We start from the raw sequence: 22,596 nt of genomic DNA on the forward strand, positions 1-22,596 counted from the left end.
ATAAACATGTTAATGAAAACCACCGTTCTGGAATGAGATTTTGCACTGATCAATCCAAATAATATACCCTTTTTACCCGGCTACTGATATTGGTAAGCAACTCATATGGGATGGTTCCAATCCTTTCAGCAAGCTCTTTGAGGGATATTCCAGGGCCATAGATGATCACTTCATCTCCTTCCTTGACATTTAAACCGCTTACATCAATCATGGTCATATCCATACAAACATTTCCAATGACCGGAGCTTTCTTTCCGTTGATGAGTACAAAACCTTTTCCATTACTGAACCGTCGGTCATATCCATCCGCATAACCCAAAGCAATAGTGGCTATTTGACCGTCTTCTTGCATTACTCCCTTTCTGCTGTAACCTATAGTCTGCCCTTTTTTCAGGTTTTTGATCTGTGAAATGGTGGTTTTAAGCGTGCTGATGGGCTTGAGGTGTTGGTCATATTTACCTGTGACCTCTACTCCATATAGTCCAATACCCAGTCTTACCATATCATATTGATGTTCAGGATATTTTGCTATTCCGGCTGAGTTCAGTGCATGACGGATAGGGCTATAATTCAAATTTCCCATGATTTTTCCACACATCTGATCAAATGCTTGGAATTGTTCCCTCGTATAGTCCTCATGTTCAGATTCATCTGCCCCGGCCAGGTGGGTATATAGACTGGCAATTTCCAATTGTGGATTGGTTTTGATCAACCCGATAAGCTCATCCACATGGCTTTCTTCAAATCCCAGCCGGTGCATACCTGTATCCAAATCCAGATGGACTTTCATTTGGGTTTGTTGGCTCTCACAGTATTTTGCCAGCTCTTTGAAAAACTCCGGACTGTAAACTACCGGCTCCAAATGGTGTTCTTTCAGATGGATAAATGATTCCTGTACCGGATTCAACACCATAATTGGAAGCCTGATGCCCTCCTCTCTCAATGCTACGCCTTCATCTGTATAAGCTACTGCAAGATAGTCAGCCTTGAGTTGCTGTAAGTGATTGGCGATTTCAGAAGCTCCCCCTCCATAAGCAAAAGCTTTCACCATGACCATGATCTTGGTTTTGGGGTTCACCCTGGTTTTGTAAAAATTGTAATTATGTGTCAGGGCATTCAGATTGATTTCCAGGGTAGTCCCGTGAATTCTTTGCTGTAGCCTGTTTACCACAGACTCAAACCCATATTTCCTGGCTCCTGTAACCAAGATTAGGTCATTGTCAAAGGCATCAATATTAAGATTTTGGAGTAATTCTTCTGTTGAGGCAAAAAAATCCTGCTTTATTGGAAGTTCTCCTTTTAAAATTTGGATGTCCTCTCCCACAGCAATGAGGTAATCAATGCCAAAGAATTCCAATAAACGTCCCACCTCTGAATAGACTTGATTGGTATTCCCAACCTGAAGTAAATCTGAAATGATCAATACTTTCCTTTTCTTCGGCCTTTGGGCCGCCATAAAATCCAATGCCAGCCTCAAGCCTGCCAGGTCATTGTTGTAGGTATCATCAATGATCAGGCTTTCATTGGCTCCAGGTTTTAAGGTCAGCCTCATATCAATGGCTTTCAGGTGTTTTAACCCCTCCTGTATTGTTTGTTCTTCCATTCCCAAAGTCAAAGCCGCAGTGATGACATGCCTGATATTTTCCAGTGAGGCTTCATCTGAGAAAGGTACATGAAAAGTGAAAATGCTCAAGTCAGGCCTCATCATAATGAGTTTTGAGCTTTGCTCTTCTTTTTTGACAGTCAGAGAATAGTCCGAACCAATATTGTCAGACCATGCTATCAAGCTGTCTGAAGGAAAAGTCTTTTTCAGGTAATCTGCAATCAGGAAATGCTCTTTACGAAAGATGATATAATTGCAATAAACGAAAAGCTTGGCTTTTTCCTCTAATTTATGCTGCATGGATTCAAAACCCTCTTCGTGTGCAGTGCCGATATTTGTAAAAATACCCAATTCCGGCATCAGCATGGATGCCAAAGATTCCATCTCATTTGGCTTGGATATACCTGCTTCCATAACGGCAACCTGATGTCCAGGTTCAATTCCAAAAATAGAAAGTGGTACGCCAACCTGACTATTATAACTTTTTGGGCTCTTGGCTACGGCAAATTTTTGGGAAAGTACCTGCCCCAGCCACTCTTTGACAATAGTTTTTCCATTGCTTCCTGTAATCCCCACCAATGGACCTTTGAAATTGCTGCGCTGATAGGCTGCCAGTTCCTGTAAGGCTTTCAGGGTATTCTTAACTTTAATAAGATTTGCATGGCCTAGATATGTCTGGGTCAGATCAAAGTCTTCACGGACTAAAAATGATTTTACACCTTGTTCAATTACTTCAGGAATAAAATCATGTCCATCGAACTTTGCTCCCTTGAGTGCTACAAATAGGGTATTTTCAGGCTGAAGGATATTTCTAGAATCAATGGCAATCTCAGAAATCAAAACATTTTTGTCTGATACCTGAATTTCAGCATGTAGCAGGCTAAGCAATTGGTCCAATGTAAGGCTTTGCATCATGGCCTAAAAGTACGCATTTGAATTCAATCTTCTTTCTTCTTAAAAAAGACCTGTTTCACCCAACGAGGTAAGAAAATAGCGCCCAGTAGCAAGTAGGGGTAATATGAGAGCAACCTCCAAAGGATACTGGTCACGAAGGTATAACCTTGTAAAAACTGTTGGAAGAACTGTGCAAAAAAGAACTCTGCAGTACCGCTACTTCCCGGAGTTGGGGAAATCATCATGACAATCCACATGATTACTTGTCTCGCAAAGATGATGATATGTTCTGAAAAGGTCAGGGAGTCATATGCCCCGATCAATGCATTGAGCATGAGGTACCTAGAGCACCAGATAAAGATTGTTGCAACGATTATTGGCAGCCAATATTTATAATTTTTCCCAACAAGCTCTTTGGATGCCTCAATGATCTGATTACCGTATTCATTGGCAGAATGTTTCCATTTCCTCAGCCATTTGATGGAATAAATTTTCAATAAAATCCACTTGAATACCCTTGGCTTGAAAAACAAAGCAGCTGCCATAATAAAAGAGTAAAATGCATAAAGTCCGTAACTGGTCCAGAAAAGTAATTCCAAGCTTCGCCCTAATCTCATTTCCATTACCCTGCTTGCAGGAAATATATTTCCTTGAGCAAAAAAGAGTATGATAGGTGCCCCAATGACGAAAAACAGATTGTCAAGTATTGCCGTGACCATCACATAAGCAATGGCCTTTCCTAGTTTAATTCCTTCCTTGTTCAGGATGAAAACTGCAACTGCTGTGCCCCCCACCACCGAAGGGGTAACTGCAGAAGCAAATTCCCATAAAATAATCACATAAATCGCCCTGGTCCAAGTGAGCTGCCGGTCTGTAATTTCGCGGATTCTATAGATATACCCAGCATCCCTACCTAGGATTACCAAGATGGCCAGAATAATTCCCCATGCAGAAGCATCAAACACCCCTTTTAAGGTTTTTGCATTGACATTGGGGTCCAAATAGAACATCAAAAAGACTATTCCCACACCGATCAAAACCGGCACCCACACCTTATTGGGATTTAGGGTCTCAAAAATCTTCTTATTGTCTAATTTCATGGCTTAAGCTGCGGGTACTTTATCGATTTTTTCAACCCAAAAGTTGTTGAATCCTTCACCAATGGTAATAGTGACCAGGGAAAGTTGTAAAAGGTCCAAAATTGCCAAAAATGTGTATATAACGAATATTTTATCCGGTTTGTAGCTTACAAAATCTGAGAAGGGTACCCTGTCTTTGAAGCTTATTTTTTCCATGACAAAGTCTTTCTGCTGTTCAATGGTGTAAGGGTATTGTATGACTGTATGTTTGGTTTCATCTGTTCGGGAGGCATATTTGGACATTACTTTTTGGAAGACCTTTAATAGCTTGTAAAGGTCCAGGTCCTGCATTTCAGCATCTACGTCATCTGCTTTTGAAAGTTGCCTCAATTCTGCGACAACATTGCCACGTTTTTCTTTGGAGAGGCGCTCCTCTTCCATCTGGGCAAGGTCAGCAATCACTGATTTGTACTTTTTGTATTCCAATAAGTGCCTGACTAGTTCTTCCCTAGGGTCTATTTCTTCCCCATTTTCATCCAGATCCGGTCGGGGAAGCAATAACTTGGATTTGATTTTCATCAAGGTGGCAGCAAAAAGAATGAATTCACTCGCCACTTCAATTTCCATTTTTTCCAATTGGTGGATGTAATCCAGAAAATCCTGGGTGATTTTTGAGATTGGAATATCATAAATATCCAGCTCATCCCTTTCGATGAAGAAAAGCATCAGGTCAAAGGGACCTTCAAATAAAGGCAATTTGATTTCGAAACTCACTGGATTGAAATTTTTTATGTTATTTTTGCCTCGGAATTAGACCCAAAGATATTTAATTAATGGTAAATTAAGCATTTGAATTCCAAAAAGACTTATGGCAACGGATGATTTTACATTTGTTGATTATTTGGAAAACAATAGTGTATCCTAAGTGTTATTTACCTTTACAATGAAACGTTTCGCTAATGGTGATCAAACCCGGTAAATTGCTATCAAAGATCGATTCCCCTGATGATCTTAAAAAGTTTTCAAAGGACCAATTGGTTCAGATTTGCGATGAACTCAGACATTTTATAATAGATAATGTTTCGGTTTATGGCGGTCATTTTGGTGCCAGTTTAGGTGTAGTTGAACTTACCGTTGCGCTTCATTATGTGCTCAATACTCCTGATGACCAATTGGTTTGGGATGTGGGGCATCAGGCCTATGGCCATAAGATTTTGACAGGTAGGAGAGATGATTTCCACACTAATAGGATTTATGGGGGAATATCAGGTTTTCCAAAGAGGAAAGAAAGCGAATTTGATACTTTTGGTGTGGGGCATTCAAGTACTTCCATTTCTGCAGCACTGGGAATGGCCGTTGCTTCCAAATATAAGGGAGAGCAAAGGAAACAGCATGTGGCTGTCATTGGCGATGGTTCCATGACAGGAGGTATGGCTTTTGAGGCAATGAACCATGCGGGTGTTTCTGACACTAATCTGCTCATTATACTTAACGATAATTGCATGTCCATCGATCCCAATGTGGGGGCATTGAAGGACTACCTTACTGATATAACCACCTCCCATACCTATAACAAGGTAAAGGATGAGGTTTGGAATCTGCTTGGTAAATTCAGCAAATTTGGTACTTCTGCCCAAGAAGTGATTTCCAAAGTGGAAGGTGCGATCAAGTCTGCTGTGTTAAAACAAAGTAATTTATTTGAGTCACTTAATTTAAGATATTTCGGACCTGTTGATGGACATGACGTTAATCATCTGGTCGAAATTCTGGCCGATTTAAGGGATATCCCTGGCCCAAAGATCCTGCACTGTGTAACAGTCAAAGGAAAGGGGTATGAACCGGCGGAAAAAGGAAACAAAACAACTTGGCATGCTCCAGGTCTATTCGATAAAGTGACCGGGGAAATATACAAAAAGGCACCTACTACGCCTCAGGCGCCTAAATATCAGGATGTCTTCGGACATACGCTGGTTGAACTGGCCAAAGAAAATGACAAAATCATGGGCATTACTCCGGCAATGCCTTCCGGTTCTTCCCTCAACATCATGATGAAAGAAATGCCGGATAGGGCTTTTGATGTGGGTATAGCTGAACAACATGCAGTAACTTTTTCTGCGGGGCTGGCAACACAGGGTTTGATTCCATTCTGCAATATTTACAGTTCCTTTATGCAAAGGGCTTATGATCAGGTTATCCATGATGTAGCATTACAGAACCTGCAGGTAGTGTTCTGTCTGGACAGGGCTGGATTTGCAGGGGCTGATGGTCCTACCCATCATGGAGCTTATGACATTGCTTATTTTAGATGCGTTCCAAACATGATCGTTTCGGCACCGATGAATGAAGAGGAATTGAGAAACCTGATGTATACGGCGACCCAGTACCAAGGCCCTTTCTCAATTAGGTATCCCCGCGGCCAAGGAGTGATGCCAGACTGGAGGACCCCTATGAGGGCAATTCCAATTGGACAGGGAAGAATTGTGAAAGAAGGTGAAGAAGTTGCCTTATTAACGCTAGGACATATTGGTAATTATGCTGTAACTGCTTGTGAGGAGCTTGCAAAGGAAGGATTGAATCCGGCTCATTATGATATGCGGTTCGTAAAACCTTTGGATGAGGGATTATTGCATGAGGTATTTGGAAAGTTTAAGAAAGTAATAACCGTGGAGGATGGTTGCTTAATGGGGGGATTTGGATCATCAGTCTTGGAATGGATGATAGATCATGGCTATCAAGCCCAGGTAAAAAGATTGGGAATTCCTGATGCGATCATAGAACATGGAGAACAGATAGAGCTTCACAGGGAGTGCGGATTTGACCCGGAAGGCATTGCGAATGCTGTAAGAGCATTGGCAGCTGTGGAATTTTCCGGTAAATAACCTGTTTGGTTTCTTACAAAAATTGAGTTTGATGCTTTTTAGAAGAAGCCTTGCTGTAATTCAGCAAGGCTTTTATTTTTTGTTTGTGTAATTTGCATCAAATATTCAATTACCATGATTGCATTTAGTCAACAAGGTTCAGGTCCTGCTCTAATTTTGATACATGGATTCTGTGAATCTAAGGAAATGTGGAAAACCTTTGTCGAGCAGTTGTCCAATAATTATACTGTTTATTGTCCTGACCTCCCCGGCTTTGGAGACAGTCCATTGCTAGAAAATGAGATTTCATTGGAAACTGCGGCTGTATTGCTTCAGGAATGGATGGAAGAAAATAATATCCATAACCCTATTGTCATCGGACATTCCTTAGGTGGATATATTACTTTGGCTTTGGCAGAATTGTTAGGGCATGGATTAAAGGCTATAGGTTTGTTCCATTCCACAGCTTTTCCCGATGATGAGGAAAAAAAGCAAACCCGGAACAAGACCATAGGATTTATCAAAAAGTATGGAGTGGATAAATTTGTTGAGTCATTTGTTCCCCCATTATTTTCAGATCAACACCGATCGGAACAGGCTGACCAGATAACTGAACTCATTCAGGCTGGGAAAAAGAGTTCCCAGAATGGGCTGATTGCATTCACTGCTGCTATGAGAGACAGAAAAGACCGGTTTGAACTGTGGAAAAACTTCCAAGGTCCCAAACTGATGATTGCAGGGGAACTTGATTTAGCTGTCAAAATTGATGGTAGCAGAAGGCATCAACCTTACGCAAGCCATTACCATGAACTTATCGGTACCGGTCATATGGGCATGTTTGAAGAACCGGAAAGGACTTTAGGAATTATTCAGGATTTCTTAAAGGATGTGGAAATTAAATAGTGAAACAGATTTTGAAGTTCGGTATTCGGGAAGGTAACTTATTAAGTTTATAGAGAGGCTTTTATCCATCAAAGATGTCAAATCCAGGCTTTCAATTTGACCAAAGGATGTGGATATGTAACACCCAATGAAATACCGTATCCTTTCAATGTGGATGGAGGTAATTCAAATGGTTGATGGATATCAAAACCGGGAATAGCCGCAAGTTCGGGAATCCAATGCCTGATATATTCTCCCTTCTTATCATAATTTTTTGCTTGCCTTAATGTATTGAAATAGCGGTCGTCTTTGGGGTCATTGCCCACTCCTGCTACATACATCCAATTGCCCCAATTGCTGCATACATCGTAGTCAATCAACATACTTTCAAAATACATGGCACCCCACCGCCAATCCATACCAAGGTCATTGACCAGGAATGAAGCTACATTCTGCCTACCTCGATTGGACATAAATCCTGAATTATTGAGCTCCCGCATATTGGCATCGATGAAGGGGATACCCGTTTCTCCCTTGGCCCATTTCCAGAATAATGATTCATTTCTGGAATATTTTTCTACTTTATATTTGATGCCGGTAAGTTGGAAGATTTTATTGCCATGCTTTTTACTGATGAACCTAAAATAATCTCTCCATATCAATTCAAATATGAGCCAATAGGTTGATTGGTTCTTTTCTCGTTCCTTTTCATAGCGCTTAACTTCCTCATAAATGATTCTTGGGCTCAGGCATCCTATAGCTAACCAAGGGGAAAATTTGCTGGAATAATCAGGTCCCAATAGGCCATTTCTGGTTTCTTTGTAATTCTTAAGTTGATCCCTTTCCCAAAAATAGGCCTGAAGTCTTCCCAGTCCCTCGGTCTCACCACCAACAAACTCCAATACCGAGCGAGTGGATTTTACGGGTTCCTTCAGGCCAAATGTGGATAATTTGGGCAATTCAATAGTTTCAAATTTCTCTTTTGGAAATGGAATTCTTTTGGGAACTGGCAGTGGTTTCTGGATTTTCCCAAATTTTTCGCATTCTTTCCTAAACTGGGTAAAAACCTCTGGCGTCTGCATAATTGGAAAAGGCAGATCCTGAATATGAAAAAGTGTACTTTGCCAATATGAGCTGGTTTTGATTCCCTGTTTCCAGGCATGCTGCTCCAATTTGAATTCCACCTCTTTTTCCTCAGAAGTCACTTCCTCAGAAAAAAAGATAGCGTCAGCATGAATTTGCAAAGCAAGATCCACCAATCTCTCTTCTGGTTTTCCTTTCAATAAAAGCAAGTCTCCATTTAAGGAGCGAAGATTTTGGCTTAAGTCAGTTACAGCTTCCAGAAGAAACTTAGCCCTAAAGTTTCCTGTTTTTTCCAGGCCGAGCTCCATTTTGGAGAAATTTCTTGGGTCAAAACAATAAACGGGGATAACTTCTTTTGCTTTTTGAACAGCGTTAAATAAGGGTGCATTGTCATGCACCCTTAAGTCATTCCTAAACCAAACTATAACTCTATTAAACATCATGTACATTGCCAACAGCTTGTTAAATAAAAGTGTTTGGGGATTCCAAGGATTTATCTTTATTTACCAATCATTCAATAAATCCCAACCCATAAATGAAAAATTTCTTGTCCCTAACCCTGTTCATATTTTCATTTACTGCTATTGCACAGGACTTGAAACCCAATGAAGTTTTTTGGAAGACCTTACAGCTTCATTGCGGTAAGGCTTTTGAGGGTGAAATCATGACCCCTTCAGAGAATGATCCTTTTTCTGGTAAGCGATTGGTAATGCATGTAGTGGACTGTGGGGAAGATTTTATCCATATCCCCTTTTTTGTGGGGGAGGATAAGTCCAGAACTTGGGTTTTGACCATGGAAATGGGAAGAATCAAATTAAAGCATGACCATAGACATGAAGATGGGTCAGAGGATGAAATCACACAGTATGGTGGTATAGCTTCCAATACCGGAATGGCAGGGATCCAGTTTTTCCCAGCTGACCAGGAAACAGCAGAATTGATACCTTATGCCGCCAATAATGTCTGGTGGATTACTATTGACGAAACTTCTTTTACTTATAATTTAAGGAGAATAGGATCAGAACGCTATTTCTCTGTCAAATTTGATCTGAGCAAAGAAGTGGATAGCCCTGGGCCTGCTTGGGGTTGGTAGAGGATTTAAGCTTTTTAATTGAGATTGTACTAGGTGAGCCTTTAAGCTTATTAAATCGCAAAAGCACAGAGGTACACTTGATTATTTAAGTTTTTCACATTCAATTGTTTATCTTTGATATATGCACAAGAGTTTTTATATGATATTGAAATTAATTTTTTTGGTCTGCTGCATGTCCTTTTTTTGTCGATCGCAAGCCCAGCAAATATCACTTTTTGACGAAGAGACTGTGTTGGATATTACCTTATCGGGAGATTTGGATAAATTATTTAAAGACCGTGTTGGCGAAGCCACTTATTTAAATCTACACCTCAGGTACCGGGATGAAAGGGGTGAATTGGTTGAAATACCAATCAAAAGCAAAACCCGTGGTAATTTCAGAAGAAGAAAAAATGTTTGTACCTACCCTCCATTATTACTCAATTTTTCGAAGAGTACTTCCTCAAATTCTATTTTTCACCAGCAGGATAAAGTAAAACTTGTCATGCCCTGTAAAATGGACAAGTATGTTATCAGAGAATATTATGCCTATAAATTGTTTAACCTTATTTCTGAAAAGAGTTTTAAAGTCAGATTGGTACGCATAACATTGGAAGACTCTTCAGGGAAAATGAAACAAGAAGGTCCCTTTTACGCTTTTTTGATCGAAGAAGAAGAGCAATTGGCCAAACGAAATGGGATAGAAGTATTAAAAAAGGATTTTTTACGGCCAGAGTTGGTCATAAAAGAGGATTTTTTAGCCATGGCTGTATTTCAATATTTGATAGGGAATACTGATTGGTCTGTTCAGTATAGACAGAACATCAAATTGTTCAGTGACCAATATCAGGAAAATATTGTCGCAGTACCCTATGATTTTGATCATGCGGGAATAGTTTCAGCGCCTTATGCCAAACCTGCCGAGGCATTGAAGTTGAGCTCTGTTCTTGAAAGGAGGTATAGAGGATACTGCATCCAGGATATGGAGAAATTTGAACATGTTTTTACAATTTTTAATGAAAGGAAAGATGATATTTATGAACTCTATACTGGCAGTCCGTATTTAGAAAAAAGTTATATCAATTCCACCCTTAAATACTTAAATGCATTTTATCGGACAATAAATTCTCCTAGATTAGCAAAAGTAGAATTTACTTATCCCTGTGATCCCGAAGGTACAGGACATGTAGTGATAAAAGGACTAAGAGAAATCGAAGATCAAGATTAATCCTCCTCGCCCATCAACAAAATTGATTATGAAAAAACTTCCTCTATTCCTGCTGATGTTGTTCAGTAGTTATTGTTTTGCTCAAGAAAAAACCTTGGCTGAAAGGCTAGGATATTCCAAAACTGACAAATTGCTTATCATTCACGCTGATGATATCGGTATGGCCAATTCAGAAAACCGCGCAACCATAGAAGCAATAAGAAATGGAGTGGTCAATTCTACAAGTATCATGATGCCCTGCGCCTGGTCTACAGAAGTTGGAGAACTGATCAAAGATATGCCCGGGCTGGATATAGGTGTGCATATCACCTTAACAAACGAATGGCATACTTACAAATATGGACCAATAGCTTCTAAATCAGAAGTTCCTGGATTGGTTGGTCCGGATGGATTTATGTACAAAGACTGTGCATCAGTTGCACAGAATGCCTCGCCTGAGGAAGTGGAGATAGAAATGAGGGCACAGATTGAGGCTGCTTTAAAAATAGGAATCCGTCCTACTCATTTGGATTCACATATGGGCTGCGTCTTTTATGGCAGGCCGGAGTATGTAGCCTCTTATCTCAAATTAGCTCAGGAATATGGTATTCCTGCGATGATGAACCAGCAAATTGTTGATGCAATAATTAAGCCCAATCCCAGCCTATTTAATGAAGTGGATTTGGAAAAAGTGGTATTAATAGACCATACCGCCATTGCAAATCCTCAAGCTTATGATGATATGGGTATGGATGCTTTTTATTCCCACTTGCTCAACAATCTTCAGCCAGGTGTAACTGTTTTGTTGAATCATATAGCATATGATGATGAAGAGATGCGTGCCATTACAACTGGTTTTAGCCATTGGCATGCTGCCTGGCGACAGGCAGATTTTGATTTTTTTACCGGTGAAAAAGTCAGGCAGTTACTCAAAGACAATAAGATTCATTTGATTACCTGGAAAGAAATTGGAAATTTGGTTGGGAATGAATTAATATTGCCACAAAGAAAATGACATGAACAAGCCTTCAAACTACCTTATATTATCCTTAATTGTAGTGCTATTGATCAGTGGTTCTTGTTCTAAGGACTGCAGAGATGGTTTTTTTACTATTAATGAAATAAAAATTGAACCTAGGAGATGGTTTCCTGAGACCAATATCGGAGAAACAGAACCTTGGGACAATTCAAAAGAGCTGCCAATTATCGTCTTGACTATGGAAATGCAGCTAACCAAATTTTTTAGAACATTGCCCGAATTTGGAAATGGATGCTTTGGCAAATATTTGATTGAAAATCCTGTCAAGGATATCAGGGTTTTCAGTAATTTATCTTTCAATGGAGTTAGTTCCGGATCTGATCTTTCCAGCATACTCTTATTTTCTCCTAGGGCCAACACCCGGGTTGGAGAGTTTATTTCAAAGGAAGAGTTGCTGAGGTTTTATGTGAATGAGTCAAATTTTACCAAGGTTTATTTCTATTTCAACCAGAACCCAGAATTGCAGGGTGTACACCGGATAAGAATGGAATTTGTCTTTGAAGATGGGACGATAATGGAGTCAAATCCGGTGGATGTATTATTAGTTCCTGCAAGACCTGCTCAAAATTAAAAAGAGGCTTTCTTAAAAGTCTTACCGCGTTAAATTATTGTTTGTATTTCTACTTGAAGGTGTTTTATGTCTTGGTGGATTGGTGGATTTTTTTGAAGAAGAAAGCCGCCAAAGCGCTGAGCCAAAAATGATACGATTTGTTAGACTAATACTTATAGGGTAATTAACCAGGTAAGGATTAATGAGACAGTCTCTTCGGTTTTTTAAATGTTTTTCTTTAGTTTGAAGACTGGTTCTGGATTTAAAGCTAACCATTCATGAAACAATATAGACTTGGTCCCGTCTTTTTTTTGCTCTTATTCTTGCTTTCCTGCAAAGAGGAAATCTCTCCGCTTAGTGATCATTTAGCTGATTTGGAGGGTTTGGAAGGGAATAAGAACTACCTTTCTTCTCCCTTTTTTGCTGCAGGGGACAGGGTTTATATGGTCGGTCATCAAGATGGAAGTTTCCCAGATCTTGGTTGGCATGTGGAAGGTGAAATGGGCGGTATCTGGAACCATCCTATCAAGTTAATGGATGGTTTTACGGCAGCATTGCAATTAGAGAATGAAAAGTTTTGTCTGGATAAGGCCGATATTTTTATAAACTATCCCATCGGCAACAAACATGTTTTCCAAAGCCAAATCAATGGACTTGAAGTTGAACGATTTCAGTTTGTACCTGATGGTCAAGAAGGCCTTATCATTGAATTTACTTTTAAGAATCTAAGTCAATCCAGCATTCACTTTGATTTTGAATTTACGGGCCATACTGATCTAATGCCCGTATGGTTGGGCGAAAGAGCCAATATGATTGATCATGAAGATGTTCTTGAATTTGATGCTTCCAGGCAGGCATGGAGAGGTAAAGATCAAGGTAATGATTGGTATGTTTTATTCGGTTCAACTCTGAAGCCCAAAGCTTATGAAATCGGGAGTTCAACGTCCTGTACTTATAATCCCCGAGGTAAAGGAGTTTCAGGCAAATTGTCTTACAATGTAAAAATTGAAGCTGGAAATTTCCAAGCCATTCGCTTTGTTGTAGCAGGGTCCTACCAAAGCCAACAAGATCTGGAAAAAACTTATGAGCTTTTGAAATCAAACGCCGAGGACTACTTAAAAGATAAAATCCAACATTATAAAAAGATTGCAGAGAATTCAAAACTCACCCTCAGTGACAAGAAATTAGAAAAAGCTTTTGAATGGGTAAAATACAATACAGAATGGCTTGTCAGGGATGTGCCTGAAATTGGTAGAGGTTTGGGAGCAGGTATGCCTGATTATCCATGGTGGTTTGGTGTGGACAATGAATATACACTTAAGGGAGCAATTGCAACAGGAAGGAAGGATTTGGTTTACCAAACCATCGACCTTATTCATAAACTCTCTGAGGCCAATGGTAATGGTAGAATAATCCATGAAGTCAGTACCAATGGTGTGGTCTTCAATCCTGGAAACATTAATGAAACCCCTCAGTTTGCCTCCTTGATTTGGTGGGTTTTTCAATGGACTGGGGATAAGGAATTTCTTTCTAAGTACTATCCTACCGTAAAAAAGGGTTTAAAATGGTTAATGGAAGAGAATGATGAAGATGGTAACCTTTTTCCTGATGGTTATGGCATGATGGAAATCCATGGTCTTGAGTCAGAAATGATTGATGTCGCCACATATACCCAGAAAGCATTTGATGATGCGGCTAAAATGGCCAAAGTATTGGGAGAGACGGAGCAGGCTAAATCCTATCAGAAGATTGCTGATCAATTGATCCAGAAGATCAATGAGGAATTTTGGGTGGAAGAGTTTAATTCTTATGCAGATTTTATTGGTACCACCTCAGAGGCACTTCATTTGATAGATGCTGCCATAGTGAGGGCGGATACCTTGCAAAAACCCTGGGCGGTAGAAGAACTCAAAAGCACAAAAAAGAGGCTTTCAAATTATCTAAAAGATAAGAAACAAGGCTTCGTCATTTTTCATAACTGGGTGGTCAATACTCCTATGGAAATGGGGATTGCTGAAAGGGATAAAGCGCTTAAAGCTTTGGATAAGGGCAGTAGGTTTGTTAATCCCTTTGGTGTTTTTGTCACGGGAATTGACAGGGATGAGTCGGCAGAAACAGAGGAGGGCTCTTTTGAAGGAAGCAAAGTTTTCTCCTATACCGGGGCAGTGATGACCTTACCTACAGGGGTCCAGGCTATTGCAGAAAATAATTATGGAAGACCCGATAAGGCATTGGATTACCTTCAAAGAATGACTAGATCATTTGGGTTTGCATTGCCTGGCTCCATTTATGAGGTGTCTCCTGATTACGGAATGATGACCCAAGCTTGGAATCTTTATTCATATGCTGTTCCGATTGTTACCCAATTTTTTGGCATACAGCCACAAGCCCATCTCAAACAAATAGATTTAAAACCCCAATTGCCAAAATCTTGGGATAACGTAAGTTTGGCCAATGTCATTGTAGGTGATAATGTTTTGAACGTGACCTATTATCAATCACCTAGAGGATTGATTGCTGAAATTTCCCAAGAGAAAGAGGATTGGGAAATCAGGTTTATTTTGGAAAATAAAAATTATACTTTACTAAAGGTAAATGGTTCAGATCTTGATCTTCCAGCCGATGGTGCTATCTCTCTGCATATCAAGGGGAAAACCAACAGGATAGAATTAAAAAAATAAACAGAAGAATTATTAAAGGTTAGTCGCTTTTTGTTTGGAAAATGTATTTTTGCAAACCGTTATTTGTGTTTTTGGCAACCAGACCTATGAAAGTGACGAAATTTAACCTTTCAAATAAAGGGCTTTCCTTTTGGGATGCCATCATTGAGATATTAGCCTTAGTGGCATTGGTACTATTGTGGGTTTTGACCTATTCCTTTCAGCAATTGGGCTCCAAGATGGTTTCAGATAATTTTGATTTTTTTCAGAATCCTAGTGAATATTGGGCAAGTAAAATGACCTACACTTTACCGATTATTGCTTCTATTTTTTATTTGGGGATTACTTTCTTTGGATTAAGCAGAGATTATTCCGGTGAAAAATGGAATGAAAATCCGGAGAAAGCCAAAAAATTGAAAATGATCAATCAGAGATTATGGCGCTGGTCCAAGTTTATTTTGGTGCTGATGTTTATGCTGATTGAGTATTTTTCATTTCAAAGTGGATCTAATTTTGGTACAGGAATTCCAAAATGGCATATCGTTGTATTTCCATTGTTAATTTTTGGTCCGGTAATCTATTTTTTCTTAGAGTTTTCCAAGTATCAATTGGATGATTGATCAGATATTAAACCAATAATTCAGCTTCATTATCAATGCCCTTTGTTTTGGCGCGAAGGTAGATGGAAAATAATTGTCAGTATATACTATAAAAAAATCAGACACCGGCGCATATCTCCATTGTAATCGGGTATTGATATTAATGTTGTCGATTTGATTATTGTATTGGAAAAATGTAGTCCAGAACAAATCTTTACTGAATGTCAGGTCAATTCTTGGCCCAATTAAAAACAAATCTGCCGAGTTTTGCGGTTCCGGAAGGCGAATATCATTGTAACTGAAATTCATCGAAATATTGGCCAGATAACCCATTCTCCAGTTCATAGTTCCCTGTAAGGTTTTGATATCACCTGTAAAGTACTCACCAAAATCCCCTCTTAGGATCAAGAAAAATGGTTTTCTGGGATTACCAATGTAACGGAAACCAAAAAATGAGTTCCGGTAATCTGTCCCGCTTTCCAAAGGAATACCCCCGGTCCTGGTCGGGTCAAATGACCTAAATAAATAGGTGTATCTGTTATTGACAGTAAATGCCAGTCTTGAAAGGGATTGAAATTGAAATTCATACAAAAAAGTATGAAGTTCATCGGTGGTTCCTAATGATTGATTCCATAGAACTTCAGTTTCAAAGCCCGGGCCATGCCGGTTGATCAGGTTTGAAACAGGAAAAAACTGGTAGACAAATCTTGAAGCAATTCTTTTGTAATCATTTCTAGGGGTAAAGCCTACTTTGGGATTAAAATTGTCCCCTATATCTGAGATCGCTAAACTGGCAGATATATTAATATCATTATAGTTCAATTGCCCATGCATAGCACTTGAGTTGGGTTGCTTTTGGGCATCAAATGTTTTGTGATAGAAGAATTTTCCTGTCCATCGGTTGTCTTTTGAAGCAAGATTATAATCTATTCCTGCTAGCCTGTTGAAATCATTAGGGTCAAAGAATGGTAGCTCATTGTTTTGGTTTACAGTTTCCCGATTGATCATAATCAATCCTATGTTTGATCTCGAAAAAACCTTTTTTTGAACTGCAGCTACAGAAAAATTTTTACCAGAAATTCCTCTTTCAGGATCATTAGCTGTTTGCATATTCATGAGCCCTAACCTCCAGTTTTCATTGAGTTTCCCGCTCAATCTCCCTCCAAATAAAATCTGATTTTGTACATTTTGCCCGGTGTTTTCATCCCGGTCTACCCCAATCCTTCTTGAAAAAAAAGGCCGTACATTTTGTGTACCGAAATCAGCAAATAAATCTGCATTTTCCAGAAAGAACTGTCGCCTTTCAGGAAAGAATATTTCAAACCGGTCAAGGTTGGTCACTTGTTCATCAACTTCAACCTGGGAGAAATCAGGATTAAAAGTCAGGTCCATATTCAATGCAGGTCCTACCCCAATTTTGGCATCTCCTCCAAAAGTGGGTCTTACAGGATTGGATGTTCCAGTTAGGAAATTCTTGTCAGTTGCCATCGCGGCGTAGGGTATGATGGACACATTAGCCCCGTCCTTTTTTAAGGGTTCTGTAAAAATCAGTTTCCTTGAAAAGGCCAAAGCAATCACAGAAAAATTCCTGGGAATTGGAGTCCAGGTGCTTCTTTCATTGTATTTGCTGTCAATTCTATAAAAATTTACATTCCAATTGTTGCTGCCATCGTTGAATCTTAAAGTTGAAAACGGAATGGCTGCTTCCACTATCCAATGGTCTTCATATATTTTTGCGGCCGAATACCATTTGTTGTCCCAAGCGAGGTTAAGATCTGATTGTTGCATACCTCCATTGGCGATCAGGGATTCCCTCTGAACGCCATAGGGGTTAATTCCGAATTGGTAGGCATTGGTGTTATCATTGAATGTATCAAAAACAAAGCTGACCCCATCATTTTGCTCACCTCTAAAATCCCTTCTAAGAGAAGTGCTTACATATTTGTCCCTGGGCCCAAGGTTGTACATTACAGCAGCGATATAGATGAACTTATCGTTATAAACAATTCTTACTTTGGTCTGTGCTTTGGCCAGGGAGGTATCTGATGGAAAAAACTGGGTAAAATCTTTGGCCCATTCGTTAGATTGCCAAACTTCTTCATCAAGTATCCCATCCAATTTGATTTCTGCATTGACTTTTTCAGCAATAAGAGCAGGGTATTTGTAGGCAGTTTCTTCTTGGGCAAAAGATGAAAAGCTAATGAAAATCAGAAATGGAGCAAAGAAGAACCTCATGTTGCTTGGGAATTATACTCCAAATTTGGAGATACGCCATCTATGATTTTATTTGATTTATATCAGTGGTAAAAATCTCATGTAATCACTTAAAAAGAAAAAATAATATTTGTATCAATTGCCAATGGCTGTCAAAACTAATTTTCTTGACCCACCATTATCTCTGAATTCGCACAGGTAGAGACCTTGCCAAGTGCCCAGGTTCATTTTTCCATTGCTGATGGGAATCTGTACAGAATTTCCAAATAAGCTGCTTTTGATATGGGCTGGCATATCATCAGGTCCTTCGTAATTGTGGATAAAACGGCTATAATTTTCAGGGATAAGGTCATTGATAAAGGTTTCAAAATCCTTTCTTACACTTGGGTCAGCATTTTCATTTATTGTCAACCCTGCAGAAGTGTGCTGGATGAAAACATGCAGTATTCCAATTTGGATTTCCTTCAATTCTGGGAATTCCTTTTCGATCCAATCTGTAATCAGGTGAAAGCCTCTGGGATAGGGTTTAAGTCTGATAGTTTTCTGAAAAGTTTTCATTTACCCTGAAAATATTGACTGATACATTTCTTCCAATTTGCTTAAAGCGATGATTTTGATTTTGAACTTATCCAAATCCAATCCTTTGACGGCATATTTGGAAACCAAGATCCGTTTAAAACCTAGCTTTTCTGCTTCCACAATCCTATTTTCAACCCGGTGCACGGCACGTATTTCACCTCCGAGACCAACCTCGCCGGCAAAGCACAGGTCTTCTGGTACAGGATTATCCTCATAAGAGGAGATCAAGGATGCACACACAGCTAGATCCAAAGCCGGATCATCTACCCTTAATCCTCCAGCTACGTTCAAAAAAACATCCTGTTGGCCAAACCTCATACCTCCTCTTTTTTCTAAAACAGCCAATATCATATTCAGCCTTTTGCTGTCAAAGCCTGTACTGCTTCGTTGTGGTGTGCCATAAGTGGCCGGGCTGACCAAAGACTGAATCTCGATCAAAAGAGGCCTATTTCCTTCCAACATGGCTCCGATCGCAACGCCGTTGAGTACTTCTTCTCTTTGTGTCAGCAGGATTTCAGAAGGGTTGGCAACGGGTCTCAAACCCTCAGTGCGCATCTCATATATGCCCAGTTCATTGGTAGAACCAAAGCGGTTTTTGGAGGTGCGCAGGATGCGGTAGGACAGGTGTCTGTCACCTTCAAATTGTAATACGGTATCCACCATATGCTCCAGTACTTTGGGTCCCGCTATCATACCATCTTTGGTTATGTGTCCGATCAGAAAAACAGGAGTGGCTGTTTCCTTTGCAAAACGCATCAATTCTCCTGTACATTCCCTTACTTGGGATACGGAGCCTGCTGCTGACTCCACATGCTTGCTGTGCAAAGTCTGTATGGAATCAATGATTAAAAGTTCAGGACCGAGTAATTTGATCTGCTCAAAAATGTTTTGAGTATTTGTTTCTGAAAGCACATAACAATTATCGGAACTTGCTTCCATGCGCTCCGCACGCATTTTGATTTGAGATTCACTTTCTTCGCCGGAGACATACAGCACTTTTAATTGTGGAAGCATCAGGGCAATCTGGAGCATCAGAGTAGATTTGCCAATACCTGGTTCACCTCCTATCAGTACAAGTGAACCTGGAACTATGCCTCCTCCAAGGACTCTGTCCAATTCCAGATCACGGGTGATGATACGTGGATATTGTTCAAAATCAATCTCCTGTAATTTTTTCGGACTTGCTACACGGCCTTCCCTCACTCCGTCTTGTTTCCAGGTACCTCTGCCGGAATCTTCTTTCTGAACAATCTCTTCGACATAGGTATTCCATTCCCCACAGGCTGGACATTTGCCAAGCCATTTGGAACTTTGTGCCCCACAGTTTTGACAGAAATAGGAGGTTTTGATCTTTGCCATAACAAATTAATGGGCTTCCAACCAATTTTCACCAGTACCTGTCTCCACTACAATCGGAACTTCCAGTTTGACTGCCTTTGCCATCAATACAGGAATTTCTTTTTCTAGAAGTTCAACTTCGTCTTTATGGGCATCGAACACCAATTCGTCATGAACCTGGAGAATCATTCTAGATTTCAGATTTTCTTTTTTCATCCAATGATGGACATGGATCATGGCTACTTTGATCATATCTGCTGCCGAACCTTGAATCGGTGCATTGATGGCGTTGCGCTCTGCAAAACCCCGCATGGTCATGTTCCTGCTATTGATATCCCTAAGGTACCTCCTTCTACCCAAAAGGGTCTCTACATATTCGTTTTTCCTTGCTTTTTCTATGCAGTCATCCATGTAGGCTTTGACAGCTGGAAATTCTTTGAAATACGCATCGATGATTTCTTTGGCCTCTGTTCGGGAAATGTTCAATCTCTGAGACAGTCCAAAAGCTGAGATGCCATAAATGATTCCAAAATTGGCAGTTTTGGCTTTCCTTCTCATATCGGAAGTCACTTCCTCCAAAGGCACTTGGAAGATTTTGGCTGCTGTAGCAGCATGGATATCCCTCCCGTTTTTGAAGGCCTCCATCATGGATTCATCTCTCGAAAATGCAGCCATGATACGGAGTTCTATCTGAGAATAGTCCGCAGCAAATAGGACATATTCCTTATTTCTGGGCACGAATGCTTTTCTGATTTCCCTTCCTCTGTCTGTTCTGATTGGGATATTCTGGAGATTGGGATTGATAGAAGAAAGCCTTCCTGTAGCGGCTACAAATTGGTTGTAAGTAGTATGTACCCTTCCTGTTTTGGGGTTGATCATGGTAGGAAGTGCATCCACATAGGTGGACTTCAATTTGACCATTTGCCTGTAGTCCAGGATGGCCTGGGCAATTTCATGTTCCCCTGCCAGTTTGCTCAACACTTCTTCCCCTGTCGCATATTGCCCTGTTTTTGTTTTTTTTGCTTTGGGATCCAATTTTAATTTTTCGAATAAAACATCTCCCAATTGTTTTGGAGAGGCCAAATTGAACCTTACTCCTGCAAGTTCATATACCCGCTTTTCAATCTCTTTGCTTTCATCATCAAGAATGGTAGATAAGTCCGCTAAACTGGCAGTATCAATTTTCACTCCCTCAAATTCCATGTCAGCCAAGACCTCAATAAGCGGATTTTCCACTTCATTGAGCAGTTTTTCTAAACCATTGGTCTTAATGATCGGATCAAATTTCTGTTTCAACTTCAAAGTAACATCAGCATCTTCTGCTGCATAAGCAACCACTTCATCCACATCCACATCCCGCATGTTGCCCTGGTTTTTTCCTTTTTTGCCGATGAGTGATTCTATGGATACCGGTTTGTAATTAAGGTATTGCTGCGCGAGCCAATCCATAGAATGTTTTCCTTCCGGTTCGATCAGATAATGGGCCAACATGGTGTCGTATAGTTTCCCTCTGACTTTCAGCCCATAATTCATTAAGACCAACATGTCATATTTGACATTTTGCCCGATTTTAGTAATGGCTTCATTTTCAAAAACATCTCTGAATAGTTCCAGTTGTTTTTTGGCCTTTTCCTGATCGGAAGGGAAAGGCACATAGAAAGCTTCGCCAGGAACATAAGCAAAAGAAAGCCCGACCATTTCAGCCTCATTGGGATTCAAAGAGGTAGTTTCCGTATCAAAACAAAATTCATCTTGGAGTTCCAGGTACTGGATGAGTTCCTTAATACCTTCCTCCCCTTCTACTTTGTGGTAATCGTGGGCAGTGGTCAAAATGCTGTCATGAAGAACTGGTTCAGGAAGCGGGCTTTCGATAACTACTTCTTCAGTTTCCACTTCCTCCATTCCGGCAAAAAGGCCCAATTGCTCAGAAACTTTTACCTGAGGCTTTTTCATTTTCTCGCCAAACACCCTTTGGGTTAGGGTTCTGAACTCAAGTTCTGCAAAAATGGCCTTCAGTTTTTCTTCATCTGGACCATCATAGCGTAGGGCCACCTCGTCAAAATCAACCGGGACATCTATTTTGACTGTAGCCAATTCTTTGGATAAAAGCCCTTGTTGGGCAAAGTTCTCTACATTCTCCTTTTGCTTACCTTTCAGTTTATCCGTATTCTGCAATAGGTTTTCTAAAGTACCGAATTCCTTGAGAAGCTTAACGGCGGTTTTTTCCCCAATTCCTGGAATTCCCGGGATATTGTCCACAGCATCACCCATCAGACCAAGGATATCCCTGACCTGGTCCACATGCTCGATATCCCATTTTTCGCAGACTTCCTTGGGTCCCATAATCTCTACCCCATTGCCCATAAAGGCGGGTTTGTATAGGAAAATATGGTCTTCTACGAGTTGGCCATAATCCTTGTCCGGGGTCATCATATATACCTCAAAACTGGTACGTTCTGCTTTTTTGGCAATGGTGCCGATGATATCATCCGCTTCATAGCCATCCATTTCAAGCACAGGGATGTTGAAAGCCTGAACAATTTGCTTGACCCAGGGGGTTCCGATTTCTATATCTTCAGGTTGTTCCAGTCTATTGGCCTTGTAAGCTTCAAATTGGGTATGACGGAATGTAGGGGCCTTGGTGTCAAAGGCCACTGCGATATGGGTTGGCTTTTGTTTTTCCAGAACCTCTAAAAGGGTATTGGTAAAACCCATCATGATGCCGGTGTTCAGGCCTTTGGAATTGATACGGGGATTTTTGCTGAAAGCAAAATGCGCCCTGTAAATGAGGGCCATGGCATCCAGCAAAAACAATTTTTTATCTCCTTTGGAAGACATATTTTTCGATTATCTGATAAATTAAAAGCCCTGGGAGAAATTTCCGAGGAAGGGCTAAATTACAAATAATAATGAAAAGGCTTGAATCTAATTTTTGGTTT

Annotated in this window: 16 protein-coding genes; 8 read left to right on the forward strand and 8 right to left on the reverse strand. The window is 40.2% G+C overall.

Features of this window, described 5'->3' with window-relative positions:
- Window positions 1-49 precede the first annotated feature (49 nt).
- From CLV48_RS18640 to CLV48_RS18650, 3 genes are read right to left on the reverse strand one after another with little or no spacing between them, the layout of a single operon-like run.
- Window positions 50-2,518 (reverse strand): bifunctional UDP-N-acetylmuramoyl-tripeptide:D-alanyl-D-alanine ligase/alanine racemase, encoded by a 2,469-nt coding sequence (locus CLV48_RS18640; RefSeq protein WP_106568809.1) that lies wholly within the window; start codon window positions 2,516-2,518, stop codon window positions 50-52.
- A gap of 23 nt (window positions 2,519-2,541) precedes the next feature.
- Window positions 2,542-3,597, reverse strand: coding sequence for a lysylphosphatidylglycerol synthase transmembrane domain-containing protein (locus CLV48_RS18645; protein WP_106568810.1), 1,056 nt, complete (start codon window positions 3,595-3,597; stop codon window positions 2,542-2,544).
- Between the two features lie 3 nt (window positions 3,598-3,600).
- A complete protein-coding gene (locus CLV48_RS18650; protein ID WP_106568811.1) occupies window positions 3,601-4,350 on the reverse strand; it encodes a segregation and condensation protein A in 750 nt (249 codons plus the stop codon).
- A 185-nt stretch (window positions 4,351-4,535) separates the two neighbouring features.
- Between CLV48_RS18650 and dxs the strand changes: the two genes are divergently transcribed.
- Both dxs and CLV48_RS18660 read left to right on the forward strand, forming a co-directional pair.
- Window positions 4,536-6,455: a 1-deoxy-D-xylulose-5-phosphate synthase gene (dxs, locus tag CLV48_RS18655; protein WP_106568812.1), complete on the forward strand. Its 1,920-nt coding sequence runs from the start codon at window positions 4,536-4,538 to the stop codon at window positions 6,453-6,455.
- Window positions 6,456-6,569: 114 nt separating this feature from the next.
- Window positions 6,570-7,337, forward strand: coding sequence for an alpha/beta fold hydrolase (locus CLV48_RS18660; protein ID WP_106568813.1), 768 nt, complete (start codon window positions 6,570-6,572; stop codon window positions 7,335-7,337).
- Between the two features lie 77 nt (window positions 7,338-7,414).
- Here the strand turns inward: CLV48_RS18660 and CLV48_RS18665 are convergent, their stop codons facing one another.
- A complete protein-coding gene (locus CLV48_RS18665) occupies window positions 7,415-8,839 on the reverse strand; it encodes a DASH family cryptochrome (protein WP_106568814.1) in 1,425 nt (474 codons plus the stop codon).
- 95 nt (window positions 8,840-8,934) lie between these two features.
- On the opposite strand from CLV48_RS18665, the gene CLV48_RS18670 reads away from it, so the two are divergent.
- From CLV48_RS18670 to CLV48_RS18695, 6 genes are all read left to right on the forward strand, one after another.
- On the forward strand, window positions 8,935-9,492 hold the full coding sequence (locus CLV48_RS18670; protein WP_106568815.1) for a hypothetical protein: 558 nt from the start codon (window positions 8,935-8,937) through the stop codon (window positions 9,490-9,492).
- 139 nt (window positions 9,493-9,631) lie between these two features.
- Window positions 9,632-10,699, forward strand: coding sequence for a hypothetical protein (locus CLV48_RS18675; protein WP_170069056.1), 1,068 nt, complete (start codon window positions 9,632-9,634; stop codon window positions 10,697-10,699).
- Between the two features lie 28 nt (window positions 10,700-10,727).
- A complete protein-coding gene (locus CLV48_RS18680) occupies window positions 10,728-11,693 on the forward strand; it encodes a polysaccharide deacetylase family protein (protein WP_106568817.1) in 966 nt (321 codons plus the stop codon).
- 1 nt (window position 11,694) lies between these two features.
- Window positions 11,695-12,288: a hypothetical protein gene (locus CLV48_RS18685; protein ID WP_106568818.1), complete on the forward strand. Its 594-nt coding sequence runs from the start codon at window positions 11,695-11,697 to the stop codon at window positions 12,286-12,288.
- A 257-nt stretch (window positions 12,289-12,545) separates the two neighbouring features.
- Entirely contained in the window at window positions 12,546-14,948 is a 2,403-nt protein-coding gene (locus CLV48_RS18690; protein WP_106568819.1) for an alpha-L-rhamnosidase-related protein, read from the forward strand.
- Between the two features lie 86 nt (window positions 14,949-15,034).
- Complete coding sequence (locus CLV48_RS18695) at window positions 15,035-15,547, forward strand: hypothetical protein (protein ID WP_106568820.1); 513 nt, start codon at window positions 15,035-15,037, stop codon at window positions 15,545-15,547.
- Here CLV48_RS18695 and CLV48_RS18700 read toward each other — a convergent pair whose 3' ends face one another.
- From CLV48_RS18700 to polA, 4 genes are all read right to left on the reverse strand, one after another.
- The gene (locus CLV48_RS18700; protein ID WP_106568821.1) at window positions 15,548-17,761 is read right to left on the reverse strand and encodes a DUF5916 domain-containing protein; all 2,214 of its coding nucleotides are present in this window, start codon (window positions 17,759-17,761) and stop codon (window positions 15,548-15,550) included.
- Window positions 17,762-17,875: 114 nt separating this feature from the next.
- A complete protein-coding gene (locus CLV48_RS18705) occupies window positions 17,876-18,298 on the reverse strand; it encodes a secondary thiamine-phosphate synthase enzyme YjbQ (protein WP_106568822.1) in 423 nt (140 codons plus the stop codon).
- Complete coding sequence (gene radA, locus CLV48_RS18710) at window positions 18,299-19,678, reverse strand: DNA repair protein RadA (RefSeq protein ID WP_106568823.1); 1,380 nt, start codon at window positions 19,676-19,678, stop codon at window positions 18,299-18,301.
- Between the two features lie 6 nt (window positions 19,679-19,684).
- Window positions 19,685-22,495, reverse strand: a complete 2,811-nt coding sequence (gene polA, locus CLV48_RS18715; protein ID WP_106568824.1) for a DNA polymerase I — start codon at window positions 22,493-22,495, stop codon at window positions 19,685-19,687.
- Window positions 22,496-22,596: the final 101 nt, after the last annotated feature.

This window comes from Cecembia rubra, from assembly GCF_003014575.1.
GTDB classification, from domain to species: Bacteria; Bacteroidota; Bacteroidia; order Cytophagales; family Cyclobacteriaceae; genus Cecembia_A; species Cecembia_A rubra.

Bases quoted from the DNA above. Each gene is read 5' to 3' on its own strand.
- CLV48_RS18685 (WP_106568818.1), top strand. From the start codon at position 11,695: ATGAACAAGCCTTCAAACTACCTTATATTATCCTTAATTGTAGTGCTA.
- CLV48_RS18660 (WP_106568813.1), top strand. From the start codon at position 6,570: ATGATTGCATTTAGTCAACAAGGTTCAGGTCCTGCTCTAATTTTGATA.
- CLV48_RS18670 (WP_106568815.1), top strand. From the start codon at position 8,935: ATGAAAAATTTCTTGTCCCTAACCCTGTTCATATTTTCATTTACTGCT.
- CLV48_RS18700 (WP_106568821.1), bottom strand. From the start codon at position 17,761: ATGAGGTTCTTCTTTGCTCCATTTCTGATTTTCATTAGCTTTTCATCT.
- CLV48_RS18645 (WP_106568810.1), bottom strand. From the start codon at position 3,597: ATGAAATTAGACAATAAGAAGATTTTTGAGACCCTAAATCCCAATAAG.
- CLV48_RS18705 (WP_106568822.1), bottom strand. From the start codon at position 18,298: ATGAAAACTTTTCAGAAAACTATCAGACTTAAACCCTATCCCAGAGGC.
- CLV48_RS18680 (WP_106568817.1), top strand. From the start codon at position 10,728: ATGAAAAAACTTCCTCTATTCCTGCTGATGTTGTTCAGTAGTTATTGT.
- CLV48_RS18665 (WP_106568814.1), bottom strand. From the start codon at position 8,839: ATGTTTAATAGAGTTATAGTTTGGTTTAGGAATGACTTAAGGGTGCAT.
- CLV48_RS18675 (WP_170069056.1), top strand. From the start codon at position 9,632: ATGATATTGAAATTAATTTTTTTGGTCTGCTGCATGTCCTTTTTTTGT.
- CLV48_RS18690 (WP_106568819.1), top strand. From the start codon at position 12,546: ATGAAACAATATAGACTTGGTCCCGTCTTTTTTTTGCTCTTATTCTTG.
- CLV48_RS18695 (WP_106568820.1), top strand. From the start codon at position 15,035: ATGAAAGTGACGAAATTTAACCTTTCAAATAAAGGGCTTTCCTTTTGG.
- polA (WP_106568824.1), bottom strand. From the start codon at position 22,495: ATGTCTTCCAAAGGAGATAAAAAATTGTTTTTGCTGGATGCCATGGCC.
- radA (WP_106568823.1), bottom strand. From the start codon at position 19,678: ATGGCAAAGATCAAAACCTCCTATTTCTGTCAAAACTGTGGGGCACAA.
- CLV48_RS18640 (WP_106568809.1), bottom strand. From the start codon at position 2,518: ATGATGCAAAGCCTTACATTGGACCAATTGCTTAGCCTGCTACATGCT.
- dxs (WP_106568812.1), top strand. From the start codon at position 4,536: ATGGTGATCAAACCCGGTAAATTGCTATCAAAGATCGATTCCCCTGAT.